16 protein-coding genes and 3 pseudogenes are annotated in these 17,043 nt (G+C 58.1%); 6 read left to right on the top strand and 13 right to left on the bottom strand.

Translation table 11 applies throughout. From position 1 onward, the window contains the following. Positions 1 to 91 precede the first annotated feature (91 nt). Positions 92 to 1,003, top strand: coding sequence for a TauD/TfdA dioxygenase family protein (locus AYM40_RS04820; RefSeq protein WP_063495232.1), 912 nt, complete (start codon positions 92 to 94; stop codon positions 1,001 to 1,003). Positions 1,004 to 1,485: 482 nt separating this feature from the next. Further along, positions 1,486 to 1,776 (top strand): alpha/beta hydrolase-fold protein, encoded by a 291-nt coding sequence (locus tag AYM40_RS04815; protein ID WP_082854945.1) that lies wholly within the window; start codon positions 1,486 to 1,488, stop codon positions 1,774 to 1,776. Positions 1,777 to 1,925: 149 nt separating this feature from the next. On the opposite strand, the gene AYM40_RS04810 is transcribed toward AYM40_RS04815, so the two are convergent. From AYM40_RS04810 to AYM40_RS42080, 6 genes and pseudogenes are all read right to left on the bottom strand, one after another. Continuing rightward, a complete protein-coding gene (locus AYM40_RS04810; RefSeq protein WP_063495230.1) occupies positions 1,926 to 3,086 on the bottom strand; it encodes a porin in 1,161 nt (386 codons plus the stop codon). Between the two features lie 130 nt (positions 3,087 to 3,216). After that, positions 3,217 to 3,933 (bottom strand): annotated as a pseudogene (locus AYM40_RS43170) (IS3 family transposase); the annotation flags it as partial. 76 nt (positions 3,934 to 4,009) lie between these two features. After that, positions 4,010 to 4,542 (bottom strand): annotated as a pseudogene (locus AYM40_RS04800) (formaldehyde dehydrogenase, glutathione-independent); the annotation flags it as partial. Beyond that, a complete protein-coding gene (locus AYM40_RS04795; RefSeq protein ID WP_063495228.1) occupies positions 4,535 to 5,113 on the bottom strand; it encodes a ferredoxin reductase in 579 nt (192 codons plus the stop codon). The gene AYM40_RS04795 and the pseudogene AYM40_RS04800, both read right to left, overlap by 8 nt. 61 nt (positions 5,114 to 5,174) lie before the next feature. Continuing rightward, on the bottom strand, positions 5,175 to 5,402 hold the full coding sequence (locus tag AYM40_RS42085; RefSeq protein ID WP_063495227.1) for a hypothetical protein: 228 nt from the start codon (positions 5,400 to 5,402) through the stop codon (positions 5,175 to 5,177). A 15-nt stretch (positions 5,403 to 5,417) separates the two neighbouring features. Then, a complete protein-coding gene (locus AYM40_RS42080; protein ID WP_063495226.1) occupies positions 5,418 to 5,753 on the bottom strand; it encodes a Rieske 2Fe-2S domain-containing protein in 336 nt (111 codons plus the stop codon). Positions 5,754 to 6,477: 724 nt separating this feature from the next. Between AYM40_RS42080 and AYM40_RS39915 the strand changes: the two genes are divergently transcribed. Continuing rightward, positions 6,478 to 6,663, top strand: coding sequence for a hypothetical protein (locus AYM40_RS39915; protein WP_148662104.1), 186 nt, complete (start codon positions 6,478 to 6,480; stop codon positions 6,661 to 6,663). A gap of 19 nt (positions 6,664 to 6,682) precedes the next feature. Here the strand turns inward: AYM40_RS39915 and AYM40_RS43590 are convergent, their stop codons facing one another. After that, positions 6,683 to 6,820: a hypothetical protein gene (locus tag AYM40_RS43590; RefSeq protein ID WP_420488472.1), complete on the bottom strand. Its 138-nt coding sequence runs from the start codon at positions 6,818 to 6,820 to the stop codon at positions 6,683 to 6,685. Positions 6,821 to 7,024: 204 nt separating this feature from the next. Here AYM40_RS43590 and AYM40_RS04775 point away from each other — a divergent pair, with 204 nt between their 5' ends. Next, entirely contained in the window at positions 7,025 to 7,936 is a 912-nt protein-coding gene (locus tag AYM40_RS04775; protein WP_063495224.1) for a TauD/TfdA dioxygenase family protein, read from the top strand. Positions 7,937 to 8,660: 724 nt separating this feature from the next. Then, positions 8,661 to 8,972, top strand: coding sequence for a DUF4148 domain-containing protein (locus AYM40_RS04770; RefSeq protein WP_063495223.1), 312 nt, complete (start codon positions 8,661 to 8,663; stop codon positions 8,970 to 8,972). On the opposite strand, the gene AYM40_RS04765 is transcribed toward AYM40_RS04770, so the two are convergent. From AYM40_RS04765 to AYM40_RS04755, 3 genes are all read right to left on the bottom strand, one after another. After that, complete coding sequence (locus AYM40_RS04765; RefSeq protein ID WP_063495222.1) at positions 8,969 to 9,181, bottom strand: hypothetical protein; 213 nt, start codon at positions 9,179 to 9,181, stop codon at positions 8,969 to 8,971. The two genes, AYM40_RS04770 and AYM40_RS04765, sit on opposite strands and share 4 nt — an antisense overlap. Positions 9,182 to 9,969: 788 nt before the next feature. Next, positions 9,970 to 10,971: a transketolase family protein gene (locus tag AYM40_RS04760; protein WP_063495221.1), complete on the bottom strand. Its 1,002-nt coding sequence runs from the start codon at positions 10,969 to 10,971 to the stop codon at positions 9,970 to 9,972. Beyond that, positions 10,968 to 11,810: a transketolase gene (locus tag AYM40_RS04755; protein WP_063495220.1), complete on the bottom strand. Its 843-nt coding sequence runs from the start codon at positions 11,808 to 11,810 to the stop codon at positions 10,968 to 10,970. The genes AYM40_RS04760 and AYM40_RS04755 overlap by 4 nt, the downstream gene beginning before the upstream one ends. 266 nt (positions 11,811 to 12,076) lie before the next feature. Between AYM40_RS04755 and AYM40_RS04750 the strand changes: the two genes are divergently transcribed. Next, positions 12,077 to 13,423 carry an IS4 family transposase gene (locus AYM40_RS04750; protein WP_063495219.1) on the top strand — a complete coding sequence of 449 codons (1,347 nt, stop codon included), beginning with the start codon at positions 12,077 to 12,079 and terminating at the stop codon, positions 13,421 to 13,423. An 8-nt stretch (positions 13,424 to 13,431) separates the two neighbouring features. On the opposite strand, the pseudogene AYM40_RS04745 reads toward AYM40_RS04750, so the two are convergent. The 3 genes and pseudogenes from AYM40_RS04745 to AYM40_RS04735 form a co-directional block, all read right to left on the bottom strand. Continuing rightward, positions 13,432 to 14,655 (bottom strand): annotated as a pseudogene (locus AYM40_RS04745) (MFS transporter); the annotation flags it as partial. Between the two features lie 80 nt (positions 14,656 to 14,735). Further along, positions 14,736 to 15,485 carry an SDR family NAD(P)-dependent oxidoreductase gene (locus tag AYM40_RS04740; RefSeq protein ID WP_063495218.1) on the bottom strand — a complete coding sequence of 250 codons (750 nt, stop codon included), beginning with the start codon at positions 15,483 to 15,485 and terminating at the stop codon, positions 14,736 to 14,738. 191 nt (positions 15,486 to 15,676) lie between these two features. Next, the gene (locus AYM40_RS04735) at positions 15,677 to 16,567 is read right to left on the bottom strand and encodes a LysR substrate-binding domain-containing protein (protein ID WP_063495217.1); all 891 of its coding nucleotides are present in this window, start codon (positions 16,565 to 16,567) and stop codon (positions 15,677 to 15,679) included. Positions 16,568 to 17,043 lie beyond the last annotated feature (476 nt).

Genomic DNA, 17,043 nt, shown 5'->3' with positions numbered 1-17,043 from the left:
AGAACACATCTGGGAACCATATAGTCGATTATCACGCGCCTGATTTCAAGTTAATCTTGCTGCTCCATCATCAAGAACTAGGAGGAGCATCATGACGCTGACTGTTGAACCCATCCTGCCACGCTTTGGAGCCGAAATTTCCGGCGTGGACATTTCCGCCCCGCTTGACGCAACTGTCCAGGCAGAACTTCTGCGCGCAGCCAGCACCTGGGGCGTCTGTGTGTTCCGCCAGACCAACCTTGATAATGACGCCCACATTGCGTTTAGCCGGATCTTTGGCCAGCTCGAACTTGCCCCCATCCGCCCGGATAAGCCACCTCGTTTTGGTCGGCGCGAGTTGATCGATGTTGGTAACCTGGACGATGAAGGCAACATCAAACATGATCCACGTGACCTCATGTTCAATCGGGGAAATCAGCTTTGGCACACCGACGCCTCCTTCGTTCCAACACGATCGTCTTACTCTTTGCTGCTCGCGCACGAAGTGCCCGCTTCGGGTGGTGAGACGTGGTTCGCCGACACACGATCAGCCTATGAGGATCTGCCATCCAACATGAAGGACCGTATCGATGGCCTTCAGGCAGTTCACTCAATCTGGTGGTCTCGACGTCTTGCCGGTTACAACATCAGTGATGACGAAATCGACAACGGTGGGTCCGCCCTTCAGCCTTTGGTCTTGCCACACCCATCCGGCCGCAACGCGCTCTGCCTTGCTTCGCACATCCGGGAGATTGTTGGCATGTCTCGGGAAGACGGGCAAGCACTGGTGCGGGAACTGATAGAGTGGACAAGCCAGCCGCAGTATCTGTTCTCCGTCGATTGGAAAGCTGGCGACCTCGTGCTGTGGGATAACCTTGCGAGCATGCATCGGGGCGGCGAATATGATGACCGCAGATCACGGCGCGACATGCGACGTACGACAATTCGAGACGCATCCGTCATCAGTGACGCGAAGGACGCCTTCTCCAACGTGTTCGATGTCGTCGACAAAACTACAGCCTAGTGCACAGAGCAAGAAAATAGCACGCATCCGAAGCCGGATTAACCGAACCGGGGATAAGGCGTGCAGGAAAGGAGCGCATTGATGAAAACTCGCGAACGATCGTTGCGCCTGTCAGTTGAAAAGTGGTTCCAGTCCACTCCGGCAATGCCTGTTCAGGTGTTCGATTTCGGCCGCGTGATGCCTAGCGGGGCTCGATACGTTCGTGTTGGCGTAGTTCGTCCACATGGCTCTTTGGCGATTGTGTTTTTTCGTCACACCGATGGTTCGTGGAATGTCTATCCGCCAGCTACACGAGCGCCCTCAATGCAGACATATCAGCCGGCTGCCTGATGGCAAACATTTAAATGCTCGGGAGAGAAATGCTGCCACCAGCCCCAAGCGAGGTGGACGTCCATTTGGAGTTGGTTGAAAAGCGCTAATCGATTCGCTCGGTCGTACTGTATGGTTAAGGTCGAACAGTGCTAGAACTACCATCTGAATACATGACTTTCTGGGCCTTGCAGTGTTTCTATCATCAGGATTCCTCTTCGGTCGGAGGATCGATGTGCTTTGGTGTGTATCTTCCGCCGCAAGCGTCGCGTGGCAAAGTGCCAGCCCTGCTTTTTCTGGCCGGCTTCTCATGCAGCGAGGAGACCCTCGCGATCAAGGCCGGCGCTCAACGGTACGTTGCGGAACATGGCATTGCCATCGTCACTCCTGATACAAGTCCGCGTGGAGAGGGCGTCGTCGACGAGCCGGATGCTTGGGACGTTCGGATCGGAGCCGGGTTTTAGGTAGACGCCACTCGGGAACCGTGTGTCGTCATTACTGCATGTACTCATCCGTCTTGCACGAACAGCCTGAGGTAATCGCCACCAGTCTTCCAGTGAACACAAACCGGATGGGCATATCAGGCCGTTCGATGGGACCCCCACAGCAGATGTCAGAATTGATGGCGAATACCGACATTCACCGCCACCGTCGACGTGCCGGGAGCCGCTAGCTCGCCATATGCCACCATATCGGTCATATTTCCCTGATTGTTCACATGGCCCAATTGCGCGTACACGGTGGTTGTCTTCGAGAGTTGATAGTCCGCCACGACCGCAAACATCACGGACTTGTTGGTCGAATCATGCCTGTCCTTCAGGTAGTAGATCCCGCTCGTCACCGTTAGAGCCGGCGAGAACACATATCCCACCCCGGCAGAATACATGTCGATATCGACCAAGTTGGATTCGGCTGGATTCCTGCCGTTGCTGTAAGAAGCCGAGAACGAAAAGTTCGCAAAGTCATAGAGTGCACCAAAGTAAATCATTCGATTGTTCGCGACACCGGTTGCAGGCGCTGTGAGTGGAATGGGATTGGCGTCGTGACCGTTGTAATAGAGCGCCGAGAGGTGAAGTCCATAGTTGGCGTACTGCAACACCACCGACTCGCGCGTGTTGGCCTGAAAGCTCCCCGGGACGCCTCCGAGGGCGAATTCCAGAGAGCCGGTGAATCCAGAGACGGTCGGAGACCTATATACGATCGCGTTGCTTTCAAACAAAGCCCCCAGAGGTGCATTGGTGCTACCGAGGCTCCACCCCGCGGCCGTATTCATGCCAACCCACGCCATGAGAGCGCTGCCAAAGTACGCGGCTCCGCGAACGTCGGTGGCTTGTATTGCAAACGCCATGGGCGCCAGTTGTCGGCCAACCGTCACGGCGCCGAATGATCCCGATAAGCCGATATAAGCCATTTGATTGAAAATTGAACTGGTCGGTGCCGTGTTGTCTCCAATGATCGATTTTCCATTCGTACTACTAAATCCATTCTGCAACCTGAAAAAAACCTGGTAACCGCCGCCCAGGTCCTCGGTTCCTTTAATGCCCCAGTTGCTCGGTGACACGCCGCCGTCCTTCACGGCAAAAACGCTCCCCGTATTGGCCGCTTTCGGACTGAGCGAAGCTGCCGACGCGCTCTGATAAAACAGCCCCGAATCGATCGTCCCGTAGAGCGTCACCGATGACTGGGCAACGGCAGGCGAACCGTAACACGCTATAGTGGACGCGATCGCGGCAAAGCGGATCACGGTCGGTACGGATTGCGAATGCGCACGCATTTTCTTGTCTCCTCGTCTTTGTGGTAATAATTCAGTCTTCAGGCGCCGTATCGCGCCGCCATGTGGAGATTCAACGCAACGCGTCGGTGAGGCCTGGTATGACGGTGAAAAGATCACCGCCGAGGCCGTAGTTTGCGACCTCCAGAATCTGGAGCCCTTGTGCCTCACTCAGCTTGTTGCCCGGCGGTGACCGCCCTGTCGTCGTGCGGCGAGCACCGCATCGCCGCTTCCCACACAGCGTTGGAACGTGTCCAGGCTCACGCCCAGTTCGTCGCCTGTCTTCTACAGCCGGCAGCATGACTTGCGCTGCCTCGCGAATCAACGATACCTGTAACAGTTGATCCGGGACTTTGATCAATCGTCCTCTTTGTCTCGCCAGATCTCCTGGGCCTGTTTCTCAGAATCGGCACCGCGGCCGCTTCCGCCAGCGCCTTCTCGCGCTGCAATTTCTCTCGAGTTGCTGAACGCGCTTCCCGTCCTCTTTCGACTGCTGGCGCTGCTCGCGTGCCTGCTCCGCGGCATTTGCATTAGCCGGACGACAAGCGGTTCGCCAAGCGGATATCTGTTCCGGATAAAGAACCTCAAGACGACAGTACTCGGCCACATCCACTGCATCGAGCAGCGTGGTCTCCAGCACCACTTCAATCTGTTTTCCGAAAACCATCCCTAGAAATTCTTCCCATCGCCCGGCACGGCCAACCCTTATCCTTCCGCCTCTCGGCGTCACCTGTACAACGTATGTTCCGTAATTCTCCCTTCGCTGGACAGCGCCGAAACCAGCGCGTGTTCCGGCGGCATCATGCGACGCACAAGCACTTCTTTTTCTTTCTCTTGAGTAGGATTTCATTCACGTTGATCTTGCCGCCCCGGAGCATGTCTGTAAGAATCAGATAACATGACAAGTAGTCTGGCGCCGAGGGCGCTCAATTTGCCCGCAACAAACCATGCGGATCGAGCACGAACTTCTTGGCAGCGCCTGCATCGAATGCCTCATATCCCTTCGGTGCATCATCGAGCGAAATCACTTCTACATTGACCACTTCGGCGATATTAATGCGCCGCCCGGGATGGCCATCATCAACTGATTGTTGTACTTCATCACAGGCGTCTGGCCCGTGAAAAAGTTGTGTGACTTCGCCCATCCAAGGCCCAGCCGCACACTCAGACTACCCCGCTTCGCCGCTTCGTCGATAGCGCCTGGATCGCCGGTTACATACAAGCCAGGAACTCCGATGTTGCCTGCTGCTCGCGTGATCTCCATCAGGGAGTTCAGCACGGTCGCCGGGGCCTCGTGCTGCGATCCCGAGCTTCCGTGGCCACGAGCTTCGAATCCAACGCAATCGACGGCGCAATCCACTTCCGGCTTCCGAACGATATGTTTGATCTGTTTAACAAGTGACGCGTCGCTTGCTAGGTTGACCGTTTCAAAGCCCATTCTCTTCGCGTGTTCAAGGCGCGCGATAGACGTGAGTGCCGGGGTCGGCACTCCGACTGAAGGTCGCGCGCGTATTGAATTGCTGCGAGTCGCCGTGATCGTCGAGATGAAGAAACGTGTTGGAAACCAGATCGTGGAGCCTAAACCGTTCCTTGAAGGCGATCTTGTCGAGCGTGCGGGCGCAGTAGTGCAGTTCGAAGGAGGCGCCTTCGTTTACCAGGCGTTTTGCCATACACAGGAGAGGTGTAATTCCGATTCCTCCGGCAACGAGGATGGAGTGTGTGGCATGCCGCGCGAGCGCGAAGTGATTTTTCGGCTCACCAATGACAATCTCGGCCCCTTCCATGAGCTCATGCATGGCAACCGAGCCCCCCCGAGAGCCAGGGTCCTTTAACACCCCTATGACGTAGCGATGGTTCTCGTCAGGATTGTTGCAAAGTGAATATTGCCGAATCAGTCCACCGGGTAAGTGAACCTCGATATGCGATCCGGCCGAGAATGCAGGCAGCAAGACGCCTTCCGCGCTCGTTAGCTCGAACGAACAAATCCCGTCGGCAACGACAGTCTTGCTTGTCACTTTTACAGTAAGCATGGTAACTTTCCCTGGCAGCAGGCAAGCCTGAAGCGGTGCGACACTGACTTCGGGTTCGCGTTTAATTAAGTCCAGTTCCCAGGATAGGAGCCTCGTCTGCGCCGCCGCCAAACGTGTTGCGATGCAGGTAGCCAAGGTGCGTCAGATCAAATAGGTTGTCGTGCATGAGCATATAGCGGCCAGGCACGGGCTTATACCAACCGCCGATGCACTTGTATTCGGGATTCGAAAGCCCGATGTCGAAATGATCGGGGATCAGGCTCTCGTCGGCGAACGCCGGGTCTCCCATCCAGATCCAGATCCATTACCCGCGCCCCGCAACAGGGTATGCCTTGATCTTGCAGCCTTTCGGAATCACATTCTGACTAGGAATCAAGCTGCAAGCGCCATTGGGTTGAAAACGAAGTTTGTGATAACCGCACTCGATCTCATCGCCTATCAGTAAGCCCTTGCTGAGCGGATAACCTCGATGAAGGCACTTTCCCGCCACTGCTATAGGCTCCCCCGCCGGATTGCGGTACATAACAACCGTCTCGTCCAGCAGCATGCGCTCCATGGGTTCGCGCGTCACTTCGTTGGACCAGGCCGCCACATACCATTGGTTGAGCGGCGCGAACATGCCTTCTGCAAGTGGATACATTTTCTTCGCCTATAAGTTTTACCGTGTCGTTGACGGACTCTAATTCTCGAACAGCGATTTCCGGTCTCCGCGACATATCAACTTCATGTTGTAATCGACAGGGCGCTTGCCGCGCACCACATCAAAACCGTTTGGAAACGTCGCCATTGCTTGATCTCTAGCCTTGCTGAAACAGAACCCGTCACTCGGTTCCTGATAAATTCTCGCGAGTCCAGAGCGTATGCTGAAGCAATAAAATCTCGCACGCTGCGCCAACTCCTCTTCAGGTGAGCGAATCATCGACCAGGTTTACGTCCGTGGGAGGAACGGAATTTCAGCACACGAAACAGCCCTGCATCTGCCAAACGGCTTTGTGGGCGGCGCACCAGTGCGAATGCTCCCGATTACCACGCCGCGCAATAAGCTCTGTAACGCTTTGATCGATAAGCTGTCGCGAGCTGTCCAGCTCAAGCCGAGTAGCAGTCCCGCGGCTAAGGGCCCAACGATCGATCCAACCGGTCCCACAGGCGCCGGCTGCGCGCAGAAGTTCTGCCTGGACAGTTGCGTCGAGCGGGGCAGGAATGTCCACGCCGGAAATTTCAGATCCAAAGCGTGGCAGGATGGGCTCAGCTGTCCGGGTCATGATGCGCCTCCTAGTTCTTGATGATGGAGCAGCAAGATACCTTGAAATCAGACGCGTGATAATTAGCTATATCGTTCCCAGATATGTTCCCAGGAGTTGCAAATGAGCGATGTTCCCGAAACGACACGGGCCGCCGTATTTCCCGGTGTCATCGTCGATATACCGTTCGTCAACCAACAGGTTCATCCGCTGCAGGAAAGATTTGGCGTCGAGTTTTCGGTGCTGCCCACCCGATTCCGGGGAGGATGGGTTGTGCACCGAGTCGATAGTCGGGCATCATGGCTTTAAGCAAAAGCGGTTCAATGCGTTATTCGGTTAGTAAAACTTTCAAATCAGTCTGCTCCGACTTATCCAGTAGTACGGAGGGTACCAATGCAATGCCGATGCCAGCTCTGACGAGCTTCATCAGTAGATCCATACTATCGGTTGAAAAGACGGGATGTATACGGACAGGTCGGTATGCGACGATCCGCGCCCTCAGTGCGACCTATCACGACGATGACACCGGGAAATACGGCGGCCCGTGTCGTTTCGGGCACATGCTCGTTTGCAACTCGTGGGAACATATCTGGGAACGATATAGCTAATTATCACGCGTCTGATTTCAAGGTATCTTGCTGCTCCATCATCAAGAACTAGGAGGAGCATCATGACGCTGACTGTTGAACCCATCCTGCCACGCTTTGGAGCCGAAATTTCCGGCGTGGACATTTCCGCCCCGCTTGACGCAACTGTCCAGGCAGAACTTCTGCGCGCAGCCAGCACCTGGGGCGTCTGTGTGTTCCGCCAGACCAACCTTGATAATGACGCCCACATTGCGTTTAGCCGGATCTTTGGCCAGCTCGAACTTGCCCCCATCCGCCCGGATAAGCCACCTCGTTTTGGTCGGCGCGAGTTGATCGATGTTGGTAACCTGGACGATGAAGGCAACATCAAACATGATCCACGTGACCTCATGTTCAATCGGGGAAATCAGCTTTGGCACACCGACGCCTCCTTCGTTCCAACACGATCGTCTTACTCTTTGCTGCTCGCGCACGAAGTGCCCGCTTCGGGTGGTGAGACGTGGTTCGCCGACACACGATCAGCCTATGAGGATCTGCCATCCAACATGAAGGACCGTATCGATGGCCTTCAGGCAGTTCACTCAATCTGGTGGTCTCGACGTCTTGCCGGTTACAACATCAGTGATGACGAAATCGACAACGGTGGGTCCGCCCTTCAGCCTTTGGTCTTGCCACACCCATCCGGCCGCAACGCGCTCTACCTTGCTTCGCACATCCGGGAGATTGTTGGCATGTCTCGGGAAGACGGGCAAGCACTGGTGCGGGAACTGATAGAGTGGACAAGCCAGCCGCAGTATCTGTTCTCCGTCGATTGGAAAGCTGGCGACCTCGTGCTGTGGGATAACCTTGCGAGCATGCATCGGGGCGGCGAATATGATGACCGCAGATCACGGCGCGACATGCGACGTACGACAATTCGAGACGCATCCGTCATCAGTGACGCGAAGGACGCCTTCTCCAACGTGTTCGATGTCGTCGACAAAACTAAGGTCTAGCCACATCGGTAGACAAGTCTAGCGTCGACGCACGCCGCAGAGGCATCAGAAAAAGGACGTAGCCTAAACCCGACGGCCGTGTTTCGAGTATGACGAGAACCGTTGGGACAGGCGTCAATCGCTGATTGAGGCGAGATCGAGTCCCCGTTCGGTCTGGGGTTTCTGTCACCGGACCATCCTGCGGCAAAAGCGTCGTCCCCACCCCAATGGCATTGAAAGGAAACCGCACAACGAGCCAGATCCTTCTAATCACATCCAGTCCACGCGCAACGGCTTCCTATTCGACAAAAGTCGCCGACGCCTTGGCAAAGAGCCTGATATCCGGAGACAAGGGCTCCACTACCATCGCCGAGACTTAGCGGGTGAGCCTCTCCAACACATCGACGACAGCTTCGCTATCGCCCGCAATACGCCGCCCGGACAAATGGCGCCATCCAGAGAGCTGTCCTCGAGTTGTCGGATGCGCTGGTCTCGGAACTGAAGGCGGCGGACATTACCTACCTGCATACGCCCCCCAGTAACGACCGCCGGCGCCGCGCGCCATCCCCTGCCCGAGCAGGAAGGCGACGACATCGCGATTGGAATCAGGGTTTACCCATATTCGACAACAATCTTTTCCAGATACTTGCCTTAATTTTAAGCGCCCTCTTACCTAGACTGTAGTCACTGATTTACGAACAGGGCTGTTCGTAGCAGGACAAAACAAAGTCTGGAGGTAGTAACCATGAAGTCCCTTATTCAAGCCGTTGTCGTTGCCGCTGCCCTTGCTGCTCCGGTTGCCGTGTTCGCCCAATCGAACCAGCCTGTCACCCGTGCGCAAGTGCGCGCTGAACTGGTCCAGCTCGAGAAGGCTGGTTATCACCCGGGCGATGATGACAACACCACTTACCCGGCGCAGATTCAAGCTGCTGAAGCAAAGGTTGCCGCGCAGAACGGTGCGACAGGTGTCGGCGGTGTCGTGAGCGGCTCGTCGGCGTCCGGCGCCCCCTCAGCCGCGGTCCCTACCGGCCCGCGTTCGCTTTACTCCGGTCACTAAACCGTCAGGTTGGCGAGCCGCCGGCGCCCCATCCGGTAGCCGAGCATCGTCCTCTGAGCGCGCAGCACCTCTGCGCGCCCCATTCCAAGAACTGGCCCGCTATCGAGGTAACGCCCGGTAGCGGGCCAGTTTCGTATTGATACCTCCGCCGTCGGACTCCCGATGGCTTCGCCCAGGCCTTCACGGTCTGGGCTCTTTTTCTCGTCCATTGATGGTTGGTTTCGTACACGCCGCGTAGCCGCCGGCGGTCACTGGACCCGTTCCATTGTCGGCGAAGCACTCAAAAAAAAGCCCCATCGGTCTTTGACAGGGCTTGAGCACACACGCCAAGGAGATCAGCGCTGCGTCGAGAGTACTTGGCGAAATTCGGGGCAGCAAGACGCCATTAATAACGGGGCGTTACCGAAATTGCGGCCGGGGAGCCGTGTAACCGGTCCACTGCCCCCCACTTTGGCGCAAGCAGATCGCCGCCGTTCGCGTCGCCATCCGCGCAGGTCACCTTCGGCGCCGGCGGCGGCAAGAAAAAAAGCCCGCCTCAGTGGGCGGGCTTAATCCATGTGGAGACATGGAGCAGACGGGGTAAGCATAAACCCTAGTCCGTTTCAATGCAGCGCAGTCCGAAACCGGGACTCCATAATGGCGTAATGTTGTTTTGCTTTCAGGAGGCAATATGAACGCTGTGTGCTCGCTGCATGACCCCTGAACTATCGCTGCCCCGAGCAGCCCCGGCAAAGTGACTTTGAACGGCCCAGTTAGACCCGCTGCTGCCAGTCACTCGCTCATTCCGAGGGGCCGAAGACAAGCGGCAAGCGGCCGGTCAGAGCTCTTCTTCAGCCGGGCAGGCTTTGCCTAACAAATGTCAGCGTTCTTTTTTTTTCGGTAGCGGTGCGTCGACGGAACTGACGCACCGTCCCCCTCCCAAACTAGCAGACGACTCGTTTCACACGCCGGCGGAGCGATGTCCGCCGTGCTGCTGCGTCTGGATGACACAGTGGGCTCATCCAAGCCAGCCCTTGATGGTATCGGCCATGACGTTGGTCGAGATGCCATAGCGATCGTGCAAGGTCGGCAGCGCGCCCGCACCGAGAAACTCATCGGGCAGTGCGATTTGGCGGTACATCGGCGTGACGCCCGCCGTGAGCAGCGTGGTCGCGACCGCTTCGCCAAGCCCACCGATCACCGAGTGATTCTCGGCGACCACCACCATGCGACCCGTGCGCCGGGCTTCGCGCAAGATCGTCTCAGTGTCGAGCGGCTTGATGGTCGGCACGTGCAGTACGCCAACTCCCACGTTGTCCGCTTCCAGCAACTTCGCCACCTCCAGCGAACGCATGGTCATGATGCCCGACGAGATGATGAGAACTTCGGCGCCGTCGCGCAGCAGCTTGGCCTTGCCGAGTTCGAACTGGTAATCGTATTCGTCGAGCACGGCCGGAACATTGCCACGCAGCAGGCGTGCATACACGGGGCCGTTATGCGCAGCAATCGCAGGCACCATTTGCTCGGTGTCGAGAGCGTCGCACGGATCGATGACCGTCATGTTCGGCATCGCGCGCATCAGGGCAAGATCCTCGGCCGCCTGATGGCTCGGGCCGTAGCCGGTCGTTAGGCCCGGCAAGGCGCAGATGATCTTCACGTCGAGGTTGTCCTCGGCGATGGCCTGGTGCATGAAGTCATACGCGCGACGGGTTGCGAATACGGCGTAGGTCGTCACGAACGGCTGGGCGCCTTCATGCGCCATACCGGCGGCCGCGCCCATCAGCAACTGCTCGGCCATGCCCATCTGGTAGTAGCGCTCAGGGAATTCCTTTCCGAAGATGTGCAGGTCGGTGTACTTGCCGAGGTCGGCAGTCATACCAACTACATTCGTCTTCTCCCGGGCCAGTTGGGCCAATGCATGACCGAACGGAGCGGAACGCGTGACCTGTCCTTCGCCAGCGATCGATGCAATCATCGCCGAAGTCTTCAGACGCGGCTTTTTGGTGGTGGTATCGCTCATGCTTGTCTCCCTGCTTCGAGTGCTGCGAGCGCCAGTTGCCACTCATGGGCATCGACGCGGATGAAATGGTTCTTTTCCCGTTCTTCGAGGAACGGCACGCCGCAGCCCATGCGGGTATCGCAAACGATAATCCGGGGCTGCTCTTTCGGATGATTGCGTGCAGCATCGAAGGCCGCCTTCACTGCGTCGATGTCGTTGCCGTCCACGCGCTGCGTGAACCAGCCAAATCCTTCGAGTTTCTCGACGAGCGGCTCGAACGCCATGATCTTCGAGGAGGGACCGTCGGCTTGCTGGTTGTTGACGTCGACCATGGCAATCAGGTTGTCCAGCTTCCAGTGAGCGGCCGACATAAGGCCCTCCCAGATCGCGCCTTCATCGAGTTCGCCGTCGGAGAAGAGCGTGTAGACGAAGGCGTTTGAGCCCTTACGCTTCAGTCCCAGGCAGCGACCCACCGCGATCGTGAGACCGTGGCCGAGCGAGCCGCCGGACATCTCCATGCCGGGCGTGTAGCTCGCCATTCCGGACATCGGCAACCGGCTGTCGTCGCTGCCGTAGGTTTCAAGTTCTTCCGGTGGCAGGAAGCCGGCTTCGAACAGCGCGGCATAGAGCGCAATCGCATAGTGGCCGTTGGACAGCAGGAAGCGATCGCGGCCTTCCCAGTCGGGGTTGTCGGCCTGATAGCGCATCGCGCCGAAGTAGGCAACCGCGAGTACATCGGCGATATCGAGTGCCTGGCCGATATAGCCTTGGCCCTGTACTTCGCCCATCAGCAAGGCGTTTCTGCGAATCCGGTAGGCGCGCTCGGCGAGCGTCACCCCATCTGATGAGGGACTGTTCATGGTGTCTCCTTGATTTAAAAAGTGAGTCTTTGCAGCGAACGGTGTCAGCGATTGACGGATTTGGCTGGCACGAGGAAAACAAGCCCGGCACCGATGACGATAGCGGCGGAGATAAAGATAAGCCCAGCCGTCGACTTACCGGTCAGGTCGTTCAACCCATCTCGTTATACACAAATCGACAGTTCCGGAGACGATGTTGGATAGCAAAGTAGCCGGAAGGGGGTTGTTAACAATGCGGATTTCGCGTTTACTCTCGGATTTTCAGCATGAAGATCCGAAACGACGCGGGAGCATGGGTGGACGAAGAATTTGAGACTCTGGATTTGGGCGATCCACGGCGAGACCGGCGCGCGAAGGAACTGATCAAACGGTTTGCCAGCCGGCCCACGGCCAGCATTCCGGGCGCGTGCGAAGGCTGGGCCGAGACGATGGCAGCATATCGCTTTCTAGGCAATGAGCGCATCGACTGGCGCGACATGATGCAGCCGCATTGGGATCGCACCACGGCGCGCATGGGAGCGTTGCCGGTGGTGCTGTGCATTGCCGATACGACAGAGCTGAACTTTAACGGTCAGGACATCGAAGGGGCCGGCCCACTCAGTTATGAAGCACAGGTGGGCATGTATCTTCACGCGACTTATGCGGTGACACCGGATCGGGAGCCGCTGGGTGTGATGAATGCCTGGATGTGGGCGCGCGAGTCACGCGATGCAAACGGCAGGCGTGGCGGAGTCAGGGAAAGTGCGCGGTGGATCGAAAGCTATGAGATCGTGGCCGAACAGGCACGGGCCCTGCCAGACGCGCGGCTGGTGTATGTGGCCGATCGTGAAGGCGACATCGCGGCGCTCATGCAGCGTGCGCAGGAATTGGGTGAACCGGCGGACTGGCTGATCCGCTCGCAGCACAACCGTGCCTTGAAGGACGAAGAAAAGCTGTGGGACAAGGTGCACGCGGGTAACGTGCTCGGCCGTATCAGTTTCGTGCTGCCCGGGCGCAGTGGCCAGAAGGCACGTGAAGTGAAGCAGGAACTGCGCAGCCAGCGCATTACGCTGCCCGGTCGCGTCAGCGTCACGCTCACCTGCGTCGAGGCGTATGAGGTGGATGCGCCAGCGGGCGTAAAGCCAGTCATCTGGCGTCTTGTGACCAACCGCGAAGCGGGTGATGCGGATGCGCTCATCGAACTCATCGACTGGTACCGCGCGAGATGGGAAATAGAAATGTTCTTCAATGTCCTGAAGAACGCCTGCCGGGTTGAGGCGCTGCAGCTCTCGCAGATGGAACGGGTAGAGAAGGCACTTGCGCTGTACATGGTCGTATCGTGGCGTATTGCACGGCTCATGCGTGTGGGCAGAACGTGTCCGGAGCTAAACGCGTCGCTATTCTTCGCGGCTGACGAGATACATGGTGCTCACGTGCTCTGCAAGAAGGCGCGTCCGAAAAAACCACCGACACTGAACCAGATGATACGGATGATCGCGTCACTGGGTGGATTCCTCGGGCGCAAGAGCGATGGTGAACCGGGCGCGAAGACGTTGTGGATTGGCATGCAGCGAGTCATGGATGCTGTGAGCACCATCCAGATCTTGCGCGACGGCTACGACACTTCTGTATAACGAGATGCGTTCAACCAGCCCACGATGGCCGGCGAGAAGAAGCCCGCGAGATTGGCGAAACAGTTCACCGCGGCGATACCCGCCGCGGCGGACATGCCGCCGAGAAGCGCGGTCGGCAGTGACCAGAACTGCGACGACGAAGCGAGGATGCCGGCGGCGGCCACGCTGACACACACCAGCGACGCACCGACTCCGCCCAGCATCGGCAGCGTTGCAAAGCCGGCCGCCGATACGAGCATCGGGATCGCAAGATGCAGACGACGTTCGCGATGGCGGTCAGCGCTTGCGCCCACCAGCGGCAGCGCAATGATGGCGCACAGGTACGGGATGGCTGTGAAGACGCCCACCCACAGCGGGTCGGCCACGCCGGACTTGCGGATGATCGTCGGCAGCCAGAACGTCAGCCCATACTGACCGAGCACGACGCAGAAGTAGATGGCAGCCATCAACCACAAACGACGATCGCCGATGAAAGACCGGATCGACACATGGGCGACCTTGTGGGCGTTGTCGTTCGCCACGTTGCGTGCGAGAAGCGCCTTCTCCGGATCAGTGAGCCACTTGGCGGCAGCGATACCGTTGTCGAGGTAGAGCAGGATGGCGACGCCAAGGAGCAACGACGGCAGCGCTTCGAGGATGAACAGCCACTTCCAGCCGGCGAGACCGTGTACGCCCTGGAACGCATGCAGGATGTAACCGGACAACGGCCCACCGACAATGCCGGCAAGTGGAATCGCCATGAAGAAGAGGGAGAGCGCCTTGGCGCGCCGCGCCGACGGAAACCAGTAAGTCAGATACAGGATGACGCCTGGCGCGAACCCAGCCTCGGCCACGCCCAATAGAAAGCGGAGGACATAGAACGTTGTGGGCGACTTGACGAAGACAAAGCAGGCCGAGATCACGGCCCACGTCAGCATGATGCGAGCGAGCCAGTTTCGTGCGCCCACTTTGTGCAACATGAGATTGCTCGGTACCTCGAAGAGGAAGTAACCGAGGAAGAAAATACCGGCGCCGAAGCCATACACGGTTTCGCTGAATCGCAGGTCGTTGAGCATCTGCAGTTTAGCGAAGCCCACGTTGACACGATCGAGATAAGCGCCCAGATAGCACAGCATCAGGAACGGTATCAAGCGTCGTCCCACTTTCGCATACGTTTTTGATTCGAAGCTCGCCGGATCGGCGAGCGATGTCACATCGCCCGTCATTGACGGCGCAGTGGCCTTCGCTTTCATGATTGTCTCCTGCCATATCGCCCCGGGTTTTACCGCCGGGTGCATTGACCCATCCGCCGCAGTCGCGACGGATGTCGTACTTAGTGGATCAACATGCCGCCGTTGACGTCGAGCGTGATACCGGTGAGATAGGCTGACAGGTCGCTCGAGAGGAACAGGCAGGCGTTCGCGACGTCGGCCGCATCGCCGAGCCGGCCGAGCGGAATGCCCTTGATGATGTCGGCGCGCATCTCCGTCGTGAGCTTGTCACCGGTGATGTCGGTCTGGATCAGACCCGGCGTGATCGAGTTGACGCGGATGTTGTCCGCCCCGAGTTCACGCGCCATGGCACGAGCAAGGCCGAGTACGCCCGCTTTTGCAGCGCTGTAGTGAGGACCGCCGAAGATGCCGCCCCCGCGTTGTGCGGAAACGGATGACATGCAGACAATGCTGCCGCTCTTTTGCGCTCTCATTTGCGGAATGACCGCTTGCGACATGTAGAGGGTACCGCGCAGGTTCACGTCGATGACCGCGTCGAAGTTGTCGGCTCCGATGTCCATCGTCTTCAAAGGCTGGGTGATACCTGCGTTGTTGATAAGGCCATCGACACGACCGTACTTCTCGATGACCGCCTTGGCGGCAGCCATGCATGCGGCCTTGTCGGTCACATCGCAGGCGAGGCCGAGGTGTTCTTCGCCGAGGTCACGCGCGGCACTCTCGGCGTCTTCCTTGCGAAGATCCAGAATCACCACTCGCGCGCCCTGGGCGGCAAGCGCTTTTGCGGTCGCACGGCCAATGCCACGCGGCGAGGCTGCACCGGTTACGATGACGACTTTGCTGTCGAGCAACATGTTTGTCTCCATTGATCACGTTAGTTGGTAGATGCAGTTTCAGTGCTTCAACCATCTCGATCAATGCAGTTCGGCTCAACTATTGCTGAAGAATATTCAGGTGTCGCTGCACCGCGAAGTCTCAGGCGTCAGAAAGCGGCCCTTTTTCGCATAAGGTAGGGCGCTGGCGTCACGCCAGGCGCGGCCTGGCGCTATACGGCGTCACGGCTGATCTCTTGCTCGACCCAGGTCAAAAATTTGGCCACGCGCGGCAAATCCGCGTTCTGGGAAGGGTAAACGAGGTGATGGGCTCCGACCTCGACCGCATACGTGCGATCGAAGACCGGTACGAGCGAACCGCGTTTGAGGTGGACCGATGCGAGCATCGTGCTTTCGAGCGCAATGCCGTGTCCCAATGCCGCGGCTTCGAGCGACATGTACGAGCGGTCGAACGCGAAATCGTATGCCTTGGGCGACACCGCGACGCCGAACTTGCCGAACCATTGCTTCCACTGCACGAGAGGCGTCTCCGAGAAGATCAGGCGCCGTTCGAGCAGATCCTCGGGGGTACGCACCGGGTGTCTTCTCAGGTATTCCTCCGATGCAAGAGGCGCGATGAACTCGTTGCGTAGCGTTTTGATCTCGCCGTCGGTCCAATGAGCGTAGCCATGCCGTACGTCGACGTCATAGAAGCCGGAGGTGAACGACACATCCTCATACGAGCACGCGAGATTCAACTGAATGTCGCCGTTCGCTTCCTGGAACAAAGCCAGCCGCGGCAGCAGCCACATCAACCCAAAGCTGGGACTCGAGTGAATGCGAAGAATCTCGACACCCGATTGGCTCGATGCGCGCTCCGTCGCGCGGCTCAGGTCGGCGAGCGATCCGGTGACATCGGCCAGATATTGCTGACCCGTTGGCGTCAGCACCAGTCCCCGTCCCAGCCTTGTGAACAAGGGCCTTCCCACGATGGATTCGAGGTTGGCAATTTGATGGCTGACCGCGGATGGCGTTAACCCTAATTCATCAGCCGCCCGATTGACGCTCTTCGTGCGGGCGACACTCTCGAACGCGATGATGGCTTTTAGTGGTGGGATGCGCATTGTTCCTGGATGCAGAGGTTGCGAACCGCCTTGGATCAGGGTGTTCTGCTTCGCTACTGGCGATTCCAGAAATGTCGCGTATCCGAGGGGTAAAGGCAAGCCAAGGTTCGGCCGATAGGCAATCGGTTCACAGGAGCGCGAGACGTTGAGCGAATACGAGGGCAAGCCCGGCGACCAAGCGCATCCGGTTATCGGGAAGTGGCGGGTCTCGGGCCGAGAGCCGCCGTTCAGGTCCTCTGACCGTCTGGCGGCTTGTGGCCGAACTGAGCCCGACGACGACCGGCTCTGATCGACCCATCTGAGCCACTGGCCCGGAAGTTGCCTCGGTCCGGCCCAATCTCCATAAGAGACGCTCGCGAATGATTTCTTGCCTGCGCTGCCAGCTAACAGATGCAGTTCCCGCTCAAGTGAAGCGTCTGGCTGCGGCAACGCAGCGCACCATTGCCGCGCGTCTGTCAGCGCGCAGCTCAATGGAT

The sequence above is a fragment of the Paraburkholderia phytofirmans OLGA172 genome (assembly GCF_001634365.1).
GTDB lineage: Bacteria > Pseudomonadota > Gammaproteobacteria > Burkholderiales > Burkholderiaceae > Paraburkholderia.
The sequence above is the reverse complement of the archived record's forward strand: the minus strand, read 5'-3'. Positions and strand labels throughout refer to the sequence as shown.